The following is a 14,535-nucleotide window of genomic DNA, read 5'->3' on the forward strand; positions in this document are numbered from 1 at the left end:
CGGCACGCGACGCTCGCTCACGGCAGCAGCTTCCCGCCGCTCTTGGCGATGCGGCGCAGCAGCGGGCTCGGGCGGTAACGATCCTCGCCGTACTCCTGCTGCAACGATTCCAGCGTCGCGAGCACGGCGCCCGGTCCGAGCGCGTCACCCCAGTTCAGCAGGCCACGCGGGTAGTTCACGCCCTTGGTCATCGCGAGCTCGATGTCCTCCGGCGACGCAACGCGCAGCTGCACCGCATCCACCGCCTCGTTGATGAGCATCGCCACCACGCGGTCCCGGATCGTGCGGCCGAGCACTTCGTCTTCCGTGGGCTTCGGCGTCTCGGCGCCAGCACGATAGTCGTAGTACCCGCGCTGCGCCTTGCGCCCGAGCCAGCCGCTCTCCACGAGGCGTCGCTGCGTCAGCGAAGGCCGATAGCGGGGATCGTAGTACATCGCCTCGAACACGCTGCGCGTCACGGCATAGTTCACGTCGTTGCCGATCAGGTCCATCAACTCGAACGGGCCCATCTTGAAACCGCCGAGCGTGCGCATCGCCCAGTCGATCGTCGCGACGTCGGCGATGCCCTCCTCGAGGATCCGCAACGACTCGCCGTAGAACGGCCGAGCGATGCGGTTCACGATGAACCCGGGCGTGTCGGACGCCAGCACCGGCACCTTGCCCCAGCGCTCCACCAGCGCGCGGCTCGCGTCGAGCGCAGCGCGGTCCGTCGCCAGGGCCGGAATCACTTCCACCAGCGCCATCACCGGCGCCGGATTGAAGAAGTGGATTCCCAGCACCCGCTCGGCGTGTTGGCAGCCGCCGGCGATGGCAGCGATGCTGAGCGAGGACGTGTTCGTCGCCAGCACCGTCTCGCGCGCCACCACCGACTCGAGCGAACGGAACAGCGTCTGCTTGACGGCCAGGTCCTCGACGATGGCCTCGAGCACCAGCCCGCAGGGCGCAAACGCCTCGAGGTCGCTGGGGGCCACGCCGCTCACGTACGTGATGCGTCCCAGCACGGCGTCCGCTTCCTGCCGCGTGCGGCGACCCTTCTCCACGTCGCGCGCCATCGCCTTGGCGTGGCCGTCCTTCGCCTTGGCCACCGCCGTCGCCGAGGCGTCGGCGAGCAGCGTGCGGTGCCCCTGCGCGGCGGCCACCTGCGCGATGCCGGCGCCCATCGTGCCCGCGCCGATGACTCCGACCGCGACGTCCGCCCCGAGCGTGGCTGCCATCGTCACTTGCCCTGGTAGGTCGGGGCGCGCTTGGCGAGGAAGGCGCGCACGCCTTCCTCGTAGTCCGCCGTGCGACCGGCCTCCTGCATACAGCGCGCTTCCATCTCGAGCTGTTCGTCGAGTCCGTTGGCCCACGAGGCGTTCATCGCGCGCTTCGTGAGCCCGAAGCCGCGGGTCGCTTGCGTCGCGAGCGACGCTGCGAGCGCGCGTGTCGTCTCCATCAGCTCGGCGCCCGGCACCACGTCCCAGATGAGCCCCCACTCCTTGGCCTGCGCCGCCGTCACCTTGCCCGCGAGGAAGAACATCCCCGTCGCCCGCTGCGGCCCGACGAGCCGCGGCACAAAGAAGGTGCCCGAAGTGTCCGGGATGAGCCCGAGCTTGGCGAAGCTTTCGACGAAGCTGGCCTCGCTGGCGGCGATCGTGAGGTCGCAGGCGAAGGCGAGGTTGGCTCCCGCGCCCGCCGCGATGCCGTTCACGGCGCAGACCACCGGCTTCTCGAGTCCGCGGATGGCGCGGATGATCGGGTTGTAGCTCGCCCGTACGATCTCTGAGATGTCGGGCATCGGCCCGTCGCCCTCAGGCAGCGCCTCCTGCAAGTCCTGGCCTGCGCAGAAGCCGCGGCCAGCGCCGGTGAGCAGCACGGCACGCACGCCCGGATCGTTCGCGGCGCGCGCCAGCTCCACCTGCAGCGCCTGCGCCATCGCGCGGTCGAAGCTGTTGAGGACCTCGGGGCGGTTGAGGGTGAGTTCCAGGACCCCGTCCTTCAGTTCGCTCAGGATGCTCGGCATAGCCCCAAATCTACTGCCTGTGCACGGCGCCGACACGGCATCGACACCGCGGGCCGGAGCCGCGCCAAGCGCGTGCGCGCGACTGCCTGCCGCCTCGTCTCAGGCAGTAGATTTCGTACGATGCCTCCGAAGACGAAGACGCCCACCGGGCCTGCCCTCGACTGGCGCAAGATCGCCTACCACGTCCTCTGTTCGCGCGCCCTCGATGACGCCGAGGAGCAGACGAACCGCAATCGCGCGACCGTCCCGAAGGACCACGTCGTCCTCTACCAGTTCTCGGCCCGCGGCCACGATCTCGCGCAGGTCATCCTCGGCCAACTGCTCACCGGCAAGCGCGACGCGGCCGGCGCGTACTATCGCAGCCGCCCCTTGCTTCTCTCCCTTGGCCTGTCGCTAGAGGACGCGTTTGGCTCGCCGCTTGGACGCGCCGGTGGGTTCTCCGACGGCCGTGACATCGGCGTCGTCTGCAACTTCCCGCGCGAGGAAGGCTGCATCGTCCTGCCGATGGCCGGCGATGTCGGCTCGCAGTACACACCTGCGGCGGGCTGGGCACAGGGCATCACGTACCACCGCGACATCCTCAAGGACTATCGCTTCAACGGGTCGATCGGCGTGGCCCTGGGCGGCGACGCCTCCGTGGCGACGAGCGGCTTCTGGGCTGCGCTCACGATGGCGACGACGCTGAAGCTCCCGATGCTGTTCTACATCGAGGACAACAACCTCGGCATTTCCGTGAGCGGCGATTTCCAGACCCCGGGCGCGAACATCGCCGAGAACCTCGGGTCGTTCAAGAACCTGCTCATCCGCAATGGCGACGGCACCGACCCCGCCGAGACGGCGCGGCTGCTGCACGAGGTCGTGCACCACGTCCGCAGCGGCGAGGGGCCGGCGCTCATCCGCCTGACGGTGCCGCGCCTCTCGTCGCACTCCGGCCCCGACAATCAGAAGGGCTACCGGACGGACGCCGAAATCGCCGCCGACCAGAAGCGCGACCCGTTGCCCAAGCTCCGCAGCTTTCTCGTGCCGCAGGTGATGAGCGCCGCGGAGTGGAGCCAGCTCGAGACGGAAGTCGCGCGCGACGTCGAACGCGCCCTCAGCGCCGCGCGCGCGCGAGCGAAGCCAAACCCCGCTACCATCGCCGAGCACCGCTACGCCGACGACCGCGACGATGCGCACGAGGCCTTCGGCGGCCTCCGCCGTACCGAACGCCGCAAGCTCGGCGGCAGCGACGTTGCCCAGGACGAAGGCGAGTTGCTGCGCTTCGCCGAGGCCCTGCGCCGCACGCTGCGCCACGAACTCGCCGCGAACAAGAAGGTCGTGGTCTTCGGCGAGGACGTAGGCAAGAAGGGCGGCGTGCATCTCGTGACCGAGGGACTGCAGAAGCAGTTCGGCAAGGACCGCGTGTTCGATACCTCACTCAGCGAGGAAGGCATCATCGGTCGCGCCGCGGGCTTGGCGATCAGCGGCCTGATGCCCGTCGCCGAGATCCAGTTCCGCAAGTACGCCGACCCCGCGACCGAGCAGCTCAACAATGCCGGCACGCTGCGTTGGCGCACCGCCAACCGCTTCGCGTCGCCGATGGTCGTGCGGATGCCTGGCGGCTTCGGCAAGGATGTCGGCGACCCCTGGCACTCGCTGTCGGATGAAGTGCGCTTCGCGCACGCCTACGGCTGGCAGGTCGCGATGCCATCCAACGCCGCCGACGCTGTGGGTCTGCTGCGCGCCGCAATGCGCAGCCCCAACCCAACGATCTTCTTCGAACACCGCGCCCTCCTGATGACCGGCGACGGCGCCGCCCGCTACCCCGGCGACGACTACGTGCTGCCGTTCGGCAAGGCCCGCGTCGTGCAGGAGGGCAAGGCGCTCACGCTGGTCAGTTGGGGCGCGATGGTCCATCGCATCGCCGATGCCATCGCGCCGATGGGCGAGGCCGTCGAGTTCCTCGACCTGCGCACCATCGCTCCCTGGGACCGCGACGCCGTGCTCGCCAGCGTGCGCAAGACCGGCCGCTGCTTGATCGTGCACGAAGACAACATCACCGCCGGCTTCGGCGCGGAGATTGCCGCGACGGTGACGCAGGAGGCGTTCTGGTACCTCGACGCCCCGGTCGAGCGCCTCGCCCCCCAAGACATCCCGATGCCCTACCACCCGGACCTGCTGGCGGCGGTGCTCCCGGGGGAAGCGGCGATCGTGTCGGCTGTGGAGCGGATGCTACGCATCTAAGACGGGAGACTTGAGACGGGAGACTTGAGACGGGAGACTGAAGATTGCTCACTGCAGAGACCATCTCCCCTCTCCCAACCATCTCCCATCTCCCGTCTCCCAGCCGTCACCCCCCTCCCCATCTCCCCTCTCCCACCCCGAAGGGCCGCTTGCCCCACCCCAAGCATCCCGATAGCTTCTCCACTCTTCCCTCACCCGAGCCCTCGCCCGTGATTCACACCCCTTCCTTCGCCGCCGTCCGGGTTCGCCCGGTGACGACCTCCGTCGTCACGGCCGTGCGACACTGCGAAGCAGGGCACCTCGGGTAGCCGCGCCACTCCGGCCGCGCCTCGCGGACACCACGCCCCACCTGCTTCGCTGCGCAGATGGGGCGTTCTCATTTTCTGACTCCGTGAGCTTCCTGTATGCATTCCGCAACTGATTCCCCCTCGCTCTGGCGCGACATCCGCGATGCGATCCGTGGCGCCGAGCACGACTATACCGAAGGCGCCATCGGGCGCGCGATCTTCCTCCTCGCCGTCCCGATGGTCATCGAGATGTCGATGGAGAGCATCTTCGCCGTCGTCGACGTGTTCTTCGTCGGACGGCTCGGACCGGCGGCGGTCGCGACCGTCGGACTCACCGAGTCCCTGATGGTCATCCTCTACACCGTGGCGATGGGCCTGAGCATCGGCGCCACCGCGACGGTGGCGCGACGCGTCGGCGAGAAGGACGCCGACGGCGCCGCGCGCGCCACCGTGCAGGCGTTGCTGCTCGGCCTCGCGCTCTCCTCCGTGCTCGGCATCCTCGGCGCCGTCTTCGCGCCCGAACTCCTGGCGCTGATGGGCGCCGACGCCGACGTGCTCGCGGTGGGCACGGGCTACGCGCGCGTCTCGCTCGGCTGCAACGGGGCGGTGTTCCTGCTCTTCCTCGTGAACGCCGCGTTCCGTGGCGCCGGCGATCCGGCCATCGCGATGCGCGTGCTGGTGCTCGGCAACGCCATCAACATCGCCCTCGACCCGCTGCTCATCTTCGGCGTCGGCTTCTTCCCCGAGCTCGGGCTCGTCGGGGCCGCCTGGGCGACGGTCATCGGCCGCCTCATCGGCTTTCTCTGGGCGCTGTGGCACCTGAGCGTCGGCGACGGCAACCTCCACGTGCATCGCCGGCACGTCGTGGTCGAGCCGTCCACGATGTACAACATTGCCACGCTCTCGGGCTGGGGCACCTTCCAAGTGGCGCTGAGCTCGATGAGCTGGATCGCGCTCGTGCGCATCACCGCGATGTTCGGGGCGACGGCGATGGCAGGCTACACCATCGCCATCCGCATCCTGCTCTTTGCGCTGATGCCGGCCTACGGCGTCGGCGCCGCCGCGGCGACGATGGTCGGACAGGCCCTCGGCGCCGACAAGCCGGACCGCGCCGAGCGCTCGGTGTGGACGGCGGCCCGGATCAACGTGGTCGTGCTCACGCTGACTGGCATCGCCTTCCTGATCTTCGCGCCCGGCATTGTCTCGCTCTTCACCGAAGCCGAGGACGTGCGGGCCGTGGGAACCTACGGCCTCCGCGCGATGTCGCTCGGCTTCCCGCTCTACGCGCTGGGAATGATCCTCGAGCAGTCATTCAACGGCGCCGGCGATACGAAGACGCCGAGCTGGATCAACTTCTTCGTGTTCTGGGTGCTACAGCTGCCGCTGGCGTGGTGGATGGCGCAGCGCACCGGCCTCGAGTGGCGTGGTGTGTTCATCGCCGTGCCGGTAGCATACTCGGCGCTTGCCGTGGTCAGCGCCCTGCTGTTCCGGCAGGGACGTTGGAAGACGAAGGTGGTGTAAGGCGGGCCGGGCGCTCGCGACTATAGCGCCTTGAACTCGTCGAAAGGCTGCCGACAGTCGTTGCAGACGTGGATCGCCTTACAGGCGGTAGAGCCGAACTCACTCTTGCGGGTCGTGTTGGATGACCCGCACCACGGACAGGGTACCGGGGGCGTGGCGCGCACCAGCGTGACCAGGCCCCCGTCGCCTGCCGGTCCCGGCGGCGCGATGCCGTACCGGCGCAGCTTCTCACGCGCCTCGGCGCCGATCCAATCCGTCGTCCACGCCGGGGACAGCACGGTCGTGACGTGCACGGACGGCGCGCCGGCCGCCTCGAGCGCCGCGCGGATGTCCTTCTCGATCTCGAACATCGCCGGGCAGCCGCTGTAGGTCGGGGTGATCGTCACCTCGACGCTGCCGTCCTCGCGCTGCGCCGCGTCGCGCACGATGCCGAGTTCCACGACCGAGATCACCGGCACCTCTGGATCGGGCACCGTCCCGAGGATGTCGTAGAGCTGGTCGCGGCTGAAGGTCACCACGTGGCGCCGGGGTGCGCGCGCGCGACGCTCTGCATCATCGCCAACAGGTGCCCGATGTGCTCGGTATGCCGGCCGCGGCGCCCGCCCAACTGCATCGGCGCGTCGGCGGGCTTCGTCAGCGTCGCACGCGTGAGCACGTCGTCCACCATCGTGTCCCAGCGCGACTTGATGCCGGCGACGTCCACGCGCACACCCTCCGCCGCTACAGCCTCGTCCACCGCATCAGGGGTGAAGAGCTCACCCGTGTACTTCCAGAGCCGGTCCAGCGACGCCTGGATGCGCCGGTGGCTCTCTTCCGTACCGTCACCGAGGCGCAGCACCCATTCACTCGAGTGGCGCAGGTGATACTTGGACTCCTTGAGTGCCTTGGCGGCGATGGCCGCAAGCCCGGTGTGCCCGCAGCGGCTGAGTTCGTCGAGCAGCAACACGCTGTATGCGTCGAACAGGAACTGCCGCAGCATCGTGTCGCCGAAATCGCCGCGTGGCAGCTCGACGAGCAGGCAATTGCGAAACTGCGTGCCGTCGCGGAAGTAGGCGAGGGCGTCCTCGCTGCGGCCCTTCCCCTCGACCTCGCCAGCCAGCTTGAGCAACTGCGCCGCCTGCCCGATGAGATCCAGCGCGATGTTGGCCGTCGCGATGTCTTCCTCGAGGATGGGGCCGTGCCCCGTCCACTCGGACATTCGGTGCCCGAGGATTAGGCGGTCGTCGCCGAGCCGGAGCAGGTACTCGACCATCGGCGCCGCGAACGCCGGACCGCGCGCGCCGGCCACCTTGACCGTCCCGGCTGTCGCCTCTCCGGCGGCAATGCCACCCGCGTCTCCCTCGTGATTGGCCATCAAAAGACGCGCACGCCTTGCGGCACCTTGTAGAACTGCGGGTGCCGGTAGGCCTTCTCGTTGCCGGGCTCGAAGAAGGGCCCCGCGTCCGACGGCGCCGACGCCACGATCGCCGCCGACGGCACCACCCACAGGTTCACCGCCTCGCCGCGGCGCGTGTACACGTCGCGGGCATTCTGCAGCGCGTGCTCCGCGTCTGTCGCGTGCAGGGAGCCGGCGTGCTCGAATGGCTCCCCCTGGTTCCCTTGGGTGAACACTTCCCACAATGGCCAGGATTGTTCGTTGCTCATAGATCGGTCCGATCAGAAAGTGTATGACAACGGCCTTTCACCACAGAGGACACAGAGCACTGCAAGGACAGAATCCTCTGTTTGGGGCAACGCTCGAACGGTTCGGCTCGCGCCAACTAGATGGGCAGTAGAAGTTGCAGCAGAGGTTGCAGTTGTCATTGCAGCTGCCGTTCTCTGTGCCCTCTGTGTCCTCTGTGGTGAACGTCGTTGCTGTTGCCCCTACGCCGCCGAAGACCTGGCCGCCCGCTTCGCCGCGTGCGCCAGCGCCGCCTCCCGTACCCAGCGTCCTTCCTCGTGTGCCTGGTTCCGCGCCGCCAGCCGCTCGGCGTTGCACGGCCCGTTGCCCTTCACCACATTCCAGAACTCCGCCCAGTCGATCTCCCCGAACTCCCAGTTCTTGGTCTCGGCGTCGTAGCGGAGATCCGGATCCGGCAGCGTCACCCCGATCGCCTGCGCCTGCGGCACCGTCAGGTTCACGAAGCGCTGCCGCAGCTCGTCGTTGGTCTTCCGCTTCACGCGCCACTTGAGCAGCTCGGCCGAGTTCGGGCTGTCCTTGTCACTCGGCCCGAACATCATCAGCGACGGCCACCAGAAGCGGTTGACGGCATCCTGCAGCATCTCGCGCTGCGCCGGCGTGCCCTTGGCCAGCGTCGCGCAGATTTCATAGCCCTGGCGCTTGTGGAAGTTCTCTTCCTTGCAGATGCGCACCATCGCCCGCGCATACGGGCCGTAGGAGGCCTTGGCCAGCACCGTCTGGTTGACGATCGCGGCCCCGTCCACGAACCAGCCGATGACGCCCATATCAGCCCAGCTCAGCGTCGGGTAGTTGAAGATGCTCGAATACTTCGCCGTGCCGTCCAGCAGTTGGTTGTAGAGGTCGTGGCGGTCGACGCCGAGCGTCTCGGTGCCGCAGTAGATGTACAGCCCGTGCCCAGCCTCGTCCTGCACCTTGGCGATCAGCGACATCTTCCGCCGCAGCGAGGGCGCGCGCGTGATCCAGTTGCCCTCCGGCAGCATCCCCACGATCTCCGAGTGCGCGTGCTGCGCCATCATCCGCGTCAGTTGCTTGCGGTAGCGCTCGGGCATCCAGTCCTTGGGCTCGATGCTCTCGCCGCCGGCGATGCGCGCCTCGAAGGCGGCAAGGAGGGCCGGATCCTCCTGCGGGGCAGTCGTCTGGGCCATACGCGGAATTTAGTATGTTTCCCGCTATGACGCCCCCCGCCCCCACCCCAGATGTCCGCGCCGAAGGCCGTGTCCAGGTGTCCGTCACCGACGGCATCGGCACGGTCGAGTTCTTCCACCCCAAGGGCAACTCCCTCCCGGGCATCCTGCTCCGTCAGCTCGCCGACGGCATCCGCACGCTCGGCGACGACCCAGCCGCGCGGGTGATCGTGCTGCGCTCCGGCGGCGAGGGCGCCTTCTGTGCCGGTGCCTCCTTCGACGAGTTCACCGCAGTCTCCACGCCGGCGGAGGGCAAGGAGTTCTTCCTCGGCTTCAGCCGCGTCATCCTCGCGATGATCCGCGCGCCGAAGTTCGTAATCACCCGCGTCCACGGCAGAGCCGCCGGTGGCGCGATCGGCGTCATCGCCGCCAGCGACTACTCCTTCGCCACCGAGAACGCGCAGGCTAAGCTCTCCGAACTGCAAGTGGGCATCGGGCCGTTCATCGTTGGCGTCGCCATCGAGCGGAAGCTGGGCCTCGCCCCGTTTATGAATCTCGCCGTGCACGCCGACTGGCACGACGCCGCCTGGTGCGAGCGCCACGGGCTGTACTCGCAGGTGGTGGATAATGCGCACGCGCTCGATGCCGTCGTGCACAGCCACGCCCAGCGCCTCGCGGCTGCAAACCCCGAGGCGATGGCCGAGATGAAGCGCGTGTTCTGGCGCGACACCGAGCACTGGGAGGCGCTGATGGACGATCGCGCCGCGATGAGCGGACGGATGGTCCTGAGCGACTTCACCAAGGCCGCGCTGGCAGCGTTTAAGGCACGCTAAGTTGTTGCCTGCGAACGCGCTAGCGTCATCGCAAACGTGAAGTGTTCCGCAGCGAGTCCGGTTCTTCTTGCGCCGTCAGAGAAATCCCTACATCGTCAGAACCGCATTGCATTCCCTCGGCGATGGGGGCGTCGTGCCACAAGGCGAGAATCGATCCATCGAGACGCACCTGCGCGCCGCCGTCGAGTCCGCGCCGAGCGGACTCGTGATGGCAGACGCCACGGGCCGCATCGTGCTCGTGAACCGCGAGATCGAGCGGATGTTCGGCTATTCGCGGGAGGAACTCCTCGGACAACCGATCGAGATGCTCGTCCCGATGCGCGCGCGCGCCGCGCATCCGGACTTTCGCTCCTCGTTCCTACGCGACCCGCGGGTCCGCTCGATGGGGGCTGGGCGCGACCTCTTCGGCGTGCGCAAGGACGGACTCGAGGTGCCCGTTGAGATCGGGCTGACGCCCGTTCCCACGGACGACGGGTTGTTCGTGCTGGGCGCCGTCGTCGACATCACGGCGCGCAAGCGGCTGGAGGAGGAGCAGCGTCTGCTCGCGGAGCAGTTGCGCCAGTCGCAGAAGCTCGAGGCCGTGGGGACGCTGGCGGGCGGGGTCGCCCACGACTTCAATAACCTGCTCGCGGGGATCCTGGGCTTCGCCGAGCTGATCCAGTCCTCCGCGACGCCGGGCTCGACGGTCCACGAGGACTCCACCGAGATCCTGAAGATCGCCACGCGCGGCAAGAGCCTGGTCGAGCGCATCCTGGCGTTCAGCCGTCGGCAGGAAACGCGCCTGAAGCCCGTCGCGCTCGGCGACGTCGTGCGCGAGATCCAGCAATTGCTGCGCGCCACGCTCCCGGCCGACATCGAAATCGTCGTCCGAAGCGCGGCCGATTTACCGCTCATCCACGCCGACAGCACCTCCGTGCATCAGGTGGTGATGAACCTGGCCACCAATGGCGCCCACGCGATGCCGCAGGGCGGGCGGCTGGAGCTGGTGGCTGCTCCGCTGTATGTGCGCGACAGCATCGCGCGGGCAAACCCTGGACTGCGCGAAGGCCCCTACGTGATGCTCGAGGTCCGCGATAGCGGCGCGGGAATGCGGCCTGAGACGATGCGGCGCGCCTTCGAGCCCTTCTTCACGACCAAGCCGCTGGGGGAAGGGACCGGACTGGGGCTCGCGATGGTGCACGGCATTATGCACGACCATCACGGCGCGGTGCAGTTGGAGAGCGAACTCGGCATCGGCACGGTGGTGCGCTGCCTGTTCCCGGCGGTGGACGATGCCCCGCGTGACGCCGCCAGCATCGTGGAACTGGGGCCGCCGCTCGGGCACGGCGAGCTCGTGCTCTTCGTGGACGACGAGCCGGCCCTGCTCGCGGTCGGGCGGCGCCGGCTCGAGGCCCTCGGCTATGCCGTGCGCACGGCATCGTCGCCCGCCGAGGCCATCGCGCTACTCGACGGGTCCGGCATCGAGCCGGCGTTGCTCATCACCGATTACTCGATGCCCGGGATGACTGGGCTCGAGCTCGGCGCCGAAGTCAGCCGCCTGCGGCCGCGGCTGCCGGTGCTGCTGCTCACCGGCTTCATCTCGGATATTGCGGACGAGGTCAAGCTCCGCACGAATGTGAAGCAGGTCCTGCGGAAGCCGATTACGATCGTGGAGCTTGCGGAGGCCTGTGCGCAGATGCTCGCGGCTGACGGGCGCCAGCCAGGCTGACGCCGCGCAAGGCAGTTGCGAGGTCAGCGATCACGTCGTCCGGGTGCTCCAGCCCGACCGAGATCCGGACCAATCCAGGTGTGATCCCCACCGATTGCCGCTCCTGCTCCGTGAGCTTCGAATGTGTGGTCGAGGCCGGATGCGTGACGATGGTCCGCACGTCGCCAAGGTTCGGGGAGTGAGAGCACAGCCGGAGTCCGTCAATCAGCTGGCGCGCCTCGTCGTAGTTCGCCACCTCGAGCGTCAGCACGCCACCCCCCCATCGCATCTGTCGTGTCGCCAACCCGAACTGCGGATGCGAGGGCAAGTGCGGGTACCGCACCCGCCGCACGGCCGGATGGGTCTCCAACCATCGCGCCAGCTGCAGCGCGTTGGCCGAATGCCGCTCCATCCGGAGGGCCAGCGTCTCCAGACTCTTGCTCAGCACCCAGGCATTGAATGGGCTCAGCGCGGGACCGGAGTGCCGCGCGAGAAACCGTGCCTCCGCCACCAAGTGTTTCGCGCCGACCACTGCGCCGCCGAGCGTGCGCCCTTGGCCGTCGACGAACTTGGTCGCCGAATGCACGACCAGCGACGCGCCGTATTCGAGCGGACGCTGCAGCACGGGGGTCGAGAACGAGTTATCCACCACCAACGGGATGCCGCGCGCCTGCGCCAGGGCGCCGAGCCCCGCGAGGTCGACGAGGTCGAGGCCCGGATTCGACGGCGTCTCGACGAAGATGAGCTTGGTGTTCGGCCGCAACGCTGACGTGAACACCGCTGCCTCGCCGCCGTCCACATACGTGTGACTCACGCCCCATCGCGGGAACACGCGCGTCAGCAACTGGTGCGTCGAACCGAAGAGCGCCCGCCCCGCCACGATGTGGTCGCCCGCCGACACCATCGACGCGATGGCCGTGTACACGGCGCTCATTCCGGATGCCGTCGCGATCCCGTCGTCCGCCGCCTCGAGCAACACGAGCTTCCGGACGAACTCGTCCGAGTTCGGATTGCTGTACCGGCTGTACACCGGCCCCTCGCGCTCTTCTGCGAAGAGCGCCCGCGCCTGTTCGGCGTCGTCGAACACGAAGCTCGACGTGAGGTAGAGCGGCACCGAGTGCTCGCGAGAGGCGGAGGTCGGGTGCTGCGTGCGGATGGCGAGCGTCTCAGGGCGTGGCATTCGAAGTTCCGTGACGGAGGATGTCGGCGAGCAGGGCGGACGCCGTGGCCGGGCCACCGGCACCGGCGCCGGCGACCGTGAGCGTGCCCGTACTCTCGCTCTCGAGTTGAATGAGGTTCTGCTCGTCGCGCACCTGCGCGAACGGGTGGCCGCGTGGCACGACGCGCGGTGCGACGCTGCAGTGGACGCCGTCGCCGACGCGCACGGCAGTCGCCACCAGACGGATGGCCCGACCGCGCCGTGCCGCCTCGCGCGCCTGCGCCCCGAGCTCCGCGCCGATCCCGTGCGTGCGCACCGCAATCGTCGAGGGGTCCACGCCGAAGCCGAGCCAGGCGAGCACGGCGATCTTGTCGGCCGCATCGGTGCCGTCGAGGTCACGCGTGGGGTCCGACTCGGCAAATCCGGACTGCTGTGCGGCGCGCAGGGCGTCGTTGAACGACGCGCCGCGCTCGACCCGTGACAAGATGAAGTTCGTCGTGCCGTTCAGCACGCCGCGAATCCGGTGCAGCCCTTGCCCCGCAAGCGAATCGCGAAGCAGACGCACGATGGGGACGCCGCCGCCGACGGCCGCCTCGAAGTCGAGGGCCGCGCCGGCGCTACGGTGTCGCTGCGCCAGCGCCGCCAGCGCCGGTCCCTCGACGCGCAGCAGCGCCTTGTTGGCCGTCACAAGCCGTCGGCCGCGTCGCAGGGCGCCGCGCGCCAGCGTCCCCGCCGTCGTCGTGCCTCCGATTGCCTCCACGACGACGTCGGCGGGCGTCGCGAGGAACTCGTCCGCATCGTCCGTGAGCAACGCGCGGTCCAGCCGCAGGGCACGGGGGCGACGCAGGTCACGGACCAGCACGCGCGTCAGGCCGTATGTGACGCCGGTCCGGCGCGCGATCTCCGGTCCGTGGCGGTCAAGCAAGTCCAGCAGTGCGGCGCCGACGGTTCCACAGCCGGCGAGGGCAACCGAGATGACGCGGCTCACGCGTGCACCTCCGCGAGGACGTCCCGGAGCAACGCGCTCACCTGGGCGTGCTCGATCAAGAACGCATCGTGTCCGTGCGCGGAGTCGATCTCACGGTACCGCCCGCCGGCCGCGCGCACCCACGCTGCCACTTCGCTCGCGTCGCAGAAGCGATCACCGGGAATACCAATGCCGGTCAGACGCGTCCCGGACGCGCGCAGCCGTTCGCCCGCACCGCCGCGGGCGCTGCTGAGATCGTGCGTGTCCATCACGTCGAGGAGGAAGCGGTACGTCGCCGGGTCCATCCGCGCCGCCAGGCGCTGCCCGTGCGCGCTCAGCCACTCGCCCACCGCGAAACGCCCGCCCCGCGTCCGGTCGCGCCGGAAGCGCGCATCGAGCCCAGCCCCGGTCCGGTACGACAGCATCGCCACCTGCCGCGCGAGCGCCAATCCCTGCGCGCCCCCGGCGCTCAGCAACTCGCGCTGCACCTGCGACCACGCGATCGCGCCCGCGCCCAGTCGCATCGGCGCCGCGAACACCGCGGCGTGTCCGACGCGCCCCGGGAACGAGGCGACGAGCTCCAGCGCCACCATCCCGCCCAGCGATCCGCCGACGAGCAGCGCAACCTGCGCGATGCCGAGCCGCTCGAGCCACACGGCAACCGCCCGCGCCTGGTCGCGCACCGTGAGCGCCGGAAAGCGCTCCACGGTCGCCGGCCCGGAACTGCCGTAGCACGAGCCGAGCAGGTTCGGCGCGAGAATCGCCCAGCGTGTGGTATCGAGGGCGCGGCCCGGTCCGATCTGCGTCCGCCACCACTCGCCCGCGGCATCCGCCGAACCGGTCAGGGCGTGCAGGACCACGACGGCGCTGTCGCGACGCGCACCGAGCACACCGTCGCAGTGGAACGCCATCGTCGCCCCCGTCAGCATCGCACCGCTGTCCAGCGGAATCGGCGGCAACGCCAGCCGTTCCAGCGCACGCGGGGACGACGAGGCAGGCAGTCGCAGGTTGGCGACAGGATCAGAGGGCACGGCGGTCATCGGACGCTCCA

The 14,535-nt window shown here is 69.0% G+C and carries 13 protein-coding genes; 4 read left to right on the forward strand and 9 right to left on the reverse strand.

Translation table 11 applies throughout. The features are described from left to right. Positions 1 to 17: 17 nt before the first annotated feature. Together KF689_09380 and paaG are read right to left on the reverse strand one after the other, a co-directional pair. On the reverse strand, positions 18 to 1,214 hold the full coding sequence (locus KF689_09380; GenBank protein MBX3133580.1) for a 3-hydroxybutyryl-CoA dehydrogenase: 1,197 nt from the start codon (positions 1,212 to 1,214) through the stop codon (positions 18 to 20). Positions 1,215 to 1,216: 2 nt separating this feature from the next. Further along, the gene (gene paaG / locus KF689_09385; protein ID MBX3133581.1) at positions 1,217 to 2,002 is read right to left on the reverse strand and encodes a 2-(1,2-epoxy-1,2-dihydrophenyl)acetyl-CoA isomerase PaaG; all 786 of its coding nucleotides are present in this window, start codon (positions 2,000 to 2,002) and stop codon (positions 1,217 to 1,219) included. A gap of 120 nt (positions 2,003 to 2,122) precedes the next feature. On the opposite strand from paaG, the gene KF689_09390 reads away from it, so the two are divergent. Beyond that, positions 2,123 to 4,225 (forward strand): pyruvate dehydrogenase, encoded by a 2,103-nt coding sequence (locus KF689_09390; GenBank protein MBX3133582.1) that lies wholly within the window; start codon positions 2,123 to 2,125, stop codon positions 4,223 to 4,225. Positions 4,226 to 4,629: 404 nt separating this feature from the next. After that, positions 4,630 to 6,033 (forward strand): MATE family efflux transporter, encoded by a 1,404-nt coding sequence (locus tag KF689_09395; protein MBX3133583.1) that lies wholly within the window; start codon positions 4,630 to 4,632, stop codon positions 6,031 to 6,033. Between the two features lie 20 nt (positions 6,034 to 6,053). Here the strand turns inward: KF689_09395 and paaJ are convergent, their stop codons facing one another. From paaJ to paaA, 4 genes are all read right to left on the reverse strand, one after another. Continuing rightward, positions 6,054 to 6,548, reverse strand: coding sequence for a phenylacetate-CoA oxygenase subunit PaaJ (gene paaJ / locus KF689_09400; GenBank protein ID MBX3133584.1), 495 nt, complete (start codon positions 6,546 to 6,548; stop codon positions 6,054 to 6,056). Next, positions 6,545 to 7,387: a phenylacetate-CoA oxygenase subunit PaaC gene (gene paaC, locus KF689_09405; protein ID MBX3133585.1), complete on the reverse strand. Its 843-nt coding sequence runs from the start codon at positions 7,385 to 7,387 to the stop codon at positions 6,545 to 6,547. Before paaC ends, paaJ begins: the two co-directional genes overlap by 4 nt. Beyond that, positions 7,387 to 7,677 (reverse strand): 1,2-phenylacetyl-CoA epoxidase subunit B, encoded by a 291-nt coding sequence (paaB, locus tag KF689_09410; GenBank protein MBX3133586.1) that lies wholly within the window; start codon positions 7,675 to 7,677, stop codon positions 7,387 to 7,389. Before paaB ends, paaC begins: the two co-directional genes overlap by 1 nt. Positions 7,678 to 7,896: 219 nt before the next feature. Further along, positions 7,897 to 8,859: a 1,2-phenylacetyl-CoA epoxidase subunit A gene (gene paaA, locus KF689_09415; GenBank protein ID MBX3133587.1), complete on the reverse strand. Its 963-nt coding sequence runs from the start codon at positions 8,857 to 8,859 to the stop codon at positions 7,897 to 7,899. A 26-nt stretch (positions 8,860 to 8,885) separates the two neighbouring features. On the opposite strand from paaA, the gene KF689_09420 reads away from it, so the two are divergent. Further along, positions 8,886 to 9,671, forward strand: a complete 786-nt coding sequence (locus KF689_09420; protein ID MBX3133588.1) for an enoyl-CoA hydratase/isomerase family protein — start codon at positions 8,886 to 8,888, stop codon at positions 9,669 to 9,671. A 106-nt stretch (positions 9,672 to 9,777) separates the two neighbouring features. Continuing rightward, the gene (locus KF689_09425) at positions 9,778 to 11,379 is read left to right on the forward strand and encodes a PAS domain S-box protein (GenBank protein MBX3133589.1); all 1,602 of its coding nucleotides are present in this window, start codon (positions 9,778 to 9,780) and stop codon (positions 11,377 to 11,379) included. On the opposite strand, the gene KF689_09430 is transcribed toward KF689_09425, so the two are convergent. Genes KF689_09430 through KF689_09440 form a run of 3 tightly spaced genes read right to left on the reverse strand, consistent with a single transcriptional unit; the run spans position 11,312 to position 14,524 of the window. Continuing rightward, positions 11,312 to 12,538 carry an aminotransferase class I/II-fold pyridoxal phosphate-dependent enzyme gene (locus KF689_09430; GenBank protein MBX3133590.1) on the reverse strand — a complete coding sequence of 409 codons (1,227 nt, stop codon included), beginning with the start codon at positions 12,536 to 12,538 and terminating at the stop codon, positions 11,312 to 11,314. The two genes, KF689_09425 and KF689_09430, sit on opposite strands and share 68 nt — an antisense overlap. Continuing rightward, positions 12,525 to 13,505 carry a homoserine dehydrogenase gene (locus tag KF689_09435; GenBank protein MBX3133591.1) on the reverse strand — a complete coding sequence of 327 codons (981 nt, stop codon included), beginning with the start codon at positions 13,503 to 13,505 and terminating at the stop codon, positions 12,525 to 12,527. The genes KF689_09430 and KF689_09435 overlap by 14 nt, the downstream gene beginning before the upstream one ends. Continuing rightward, complete coding sequence (locus KF689_09440) at positions 13,502 to 14,524, reverse strand: alpha/beta fold hydrolase (protein MBX3133592.1); 1,023 nt, start codon at positions 14,522 to 14,524, stop codon at positions 13,502 to 13,504. The genes KF689_09435 and KF689_09440 overlap by 4 nt, the downstream gene beginning before the upstream one ends. Positions 14,525 to 14,535 lie beyond the last annotated feature (11 nt).

The organism is Gemmatimonadaceae bacterium (assembly GCA_019637355.1).
Taxonomy (GTDB): domain Bacteria; phylum Gemmatimonadota; class Gemmatimonadetes; order Gemmatimonadales; family Gemmatimonadaceae; genus Pseudogemmatithrix.

What these genes read in the sequence shown, in the direction of transcription:
- KF689_09380 (MBX3133580.1), bottom strand. Translation starts at nt 1,214, where the DNA reads ATGGCAGCCACGCTCGGGGCGGACGTCGCGGTCGGAGTCATCGGCGCG.
- paaG (MBX3133581.1), bottom strand. Translation starts at nt 2,002, where the DNA reads ATGCCGAGCATCCTGAGCGAACTGAAGGACGGGGTCCTGGAACTCACC.
- KF689_09390 (MBX3133582.1), top strand. Translation starts at nt 2,123, where the DNA reads ATGCCTCCGAAGACGAAGACGCCCACCGGGCCTGCCCTCGACTGGCGC.
- KF689_09395 (MBX3133583.1), top strand. Translation starts at nt 4,630, where the DNA reads ATGCATTCCGCAACTGATTCCCCCTCGCTCTGGCGCGACATCCGCGAT.
- paaC (MBX3133585.1), bottom strand. Translation starts at nt 7,387, where the DNA reads ATGGCCAATCACGAGGGAGACGCGGGTGGCATTGCCGCCGGAGAGGCG.
- paaB (MBX3133586.1), bottom strand. Translation starts at nt 7,677, where the DNA reads ATGAGCAACGAACAATCCTGGCCATTGTGGGAAGTGTTCACCCAAGGG.
- paaA (MBX3133587.1), bottom strand. Translation starts at nt 8,859, where the DNA reads ATGGCCCAGACGACTGCCCCGCAGGAGGATCCGGCCCTCCTTGCCGCC.
- KF689_09420 (MBX3133588.1), top strand. Translation starts at nt 8,886, where the DNA reads ATGACGCCCCCCGCCCCCACCCCAGATGTCCGCGCCGAAGGCCGTGTC.
- KF689_09430 (MBX3133590.1), bottom strand. Translation starts at nt 12,538, where the DNA reads ATGCCACGCCCTGAGACGCTCGCCATCCGCACGCAGCACCCGACCTCC.
- KF689_09440 (MBX3133592.1), bottom strand. Translation starts at nt 14,524, where the DNA reads ATGACCGCCGTGCCCTCTGATCCTGTCGCCAACCTGCGACTGCCTGCC.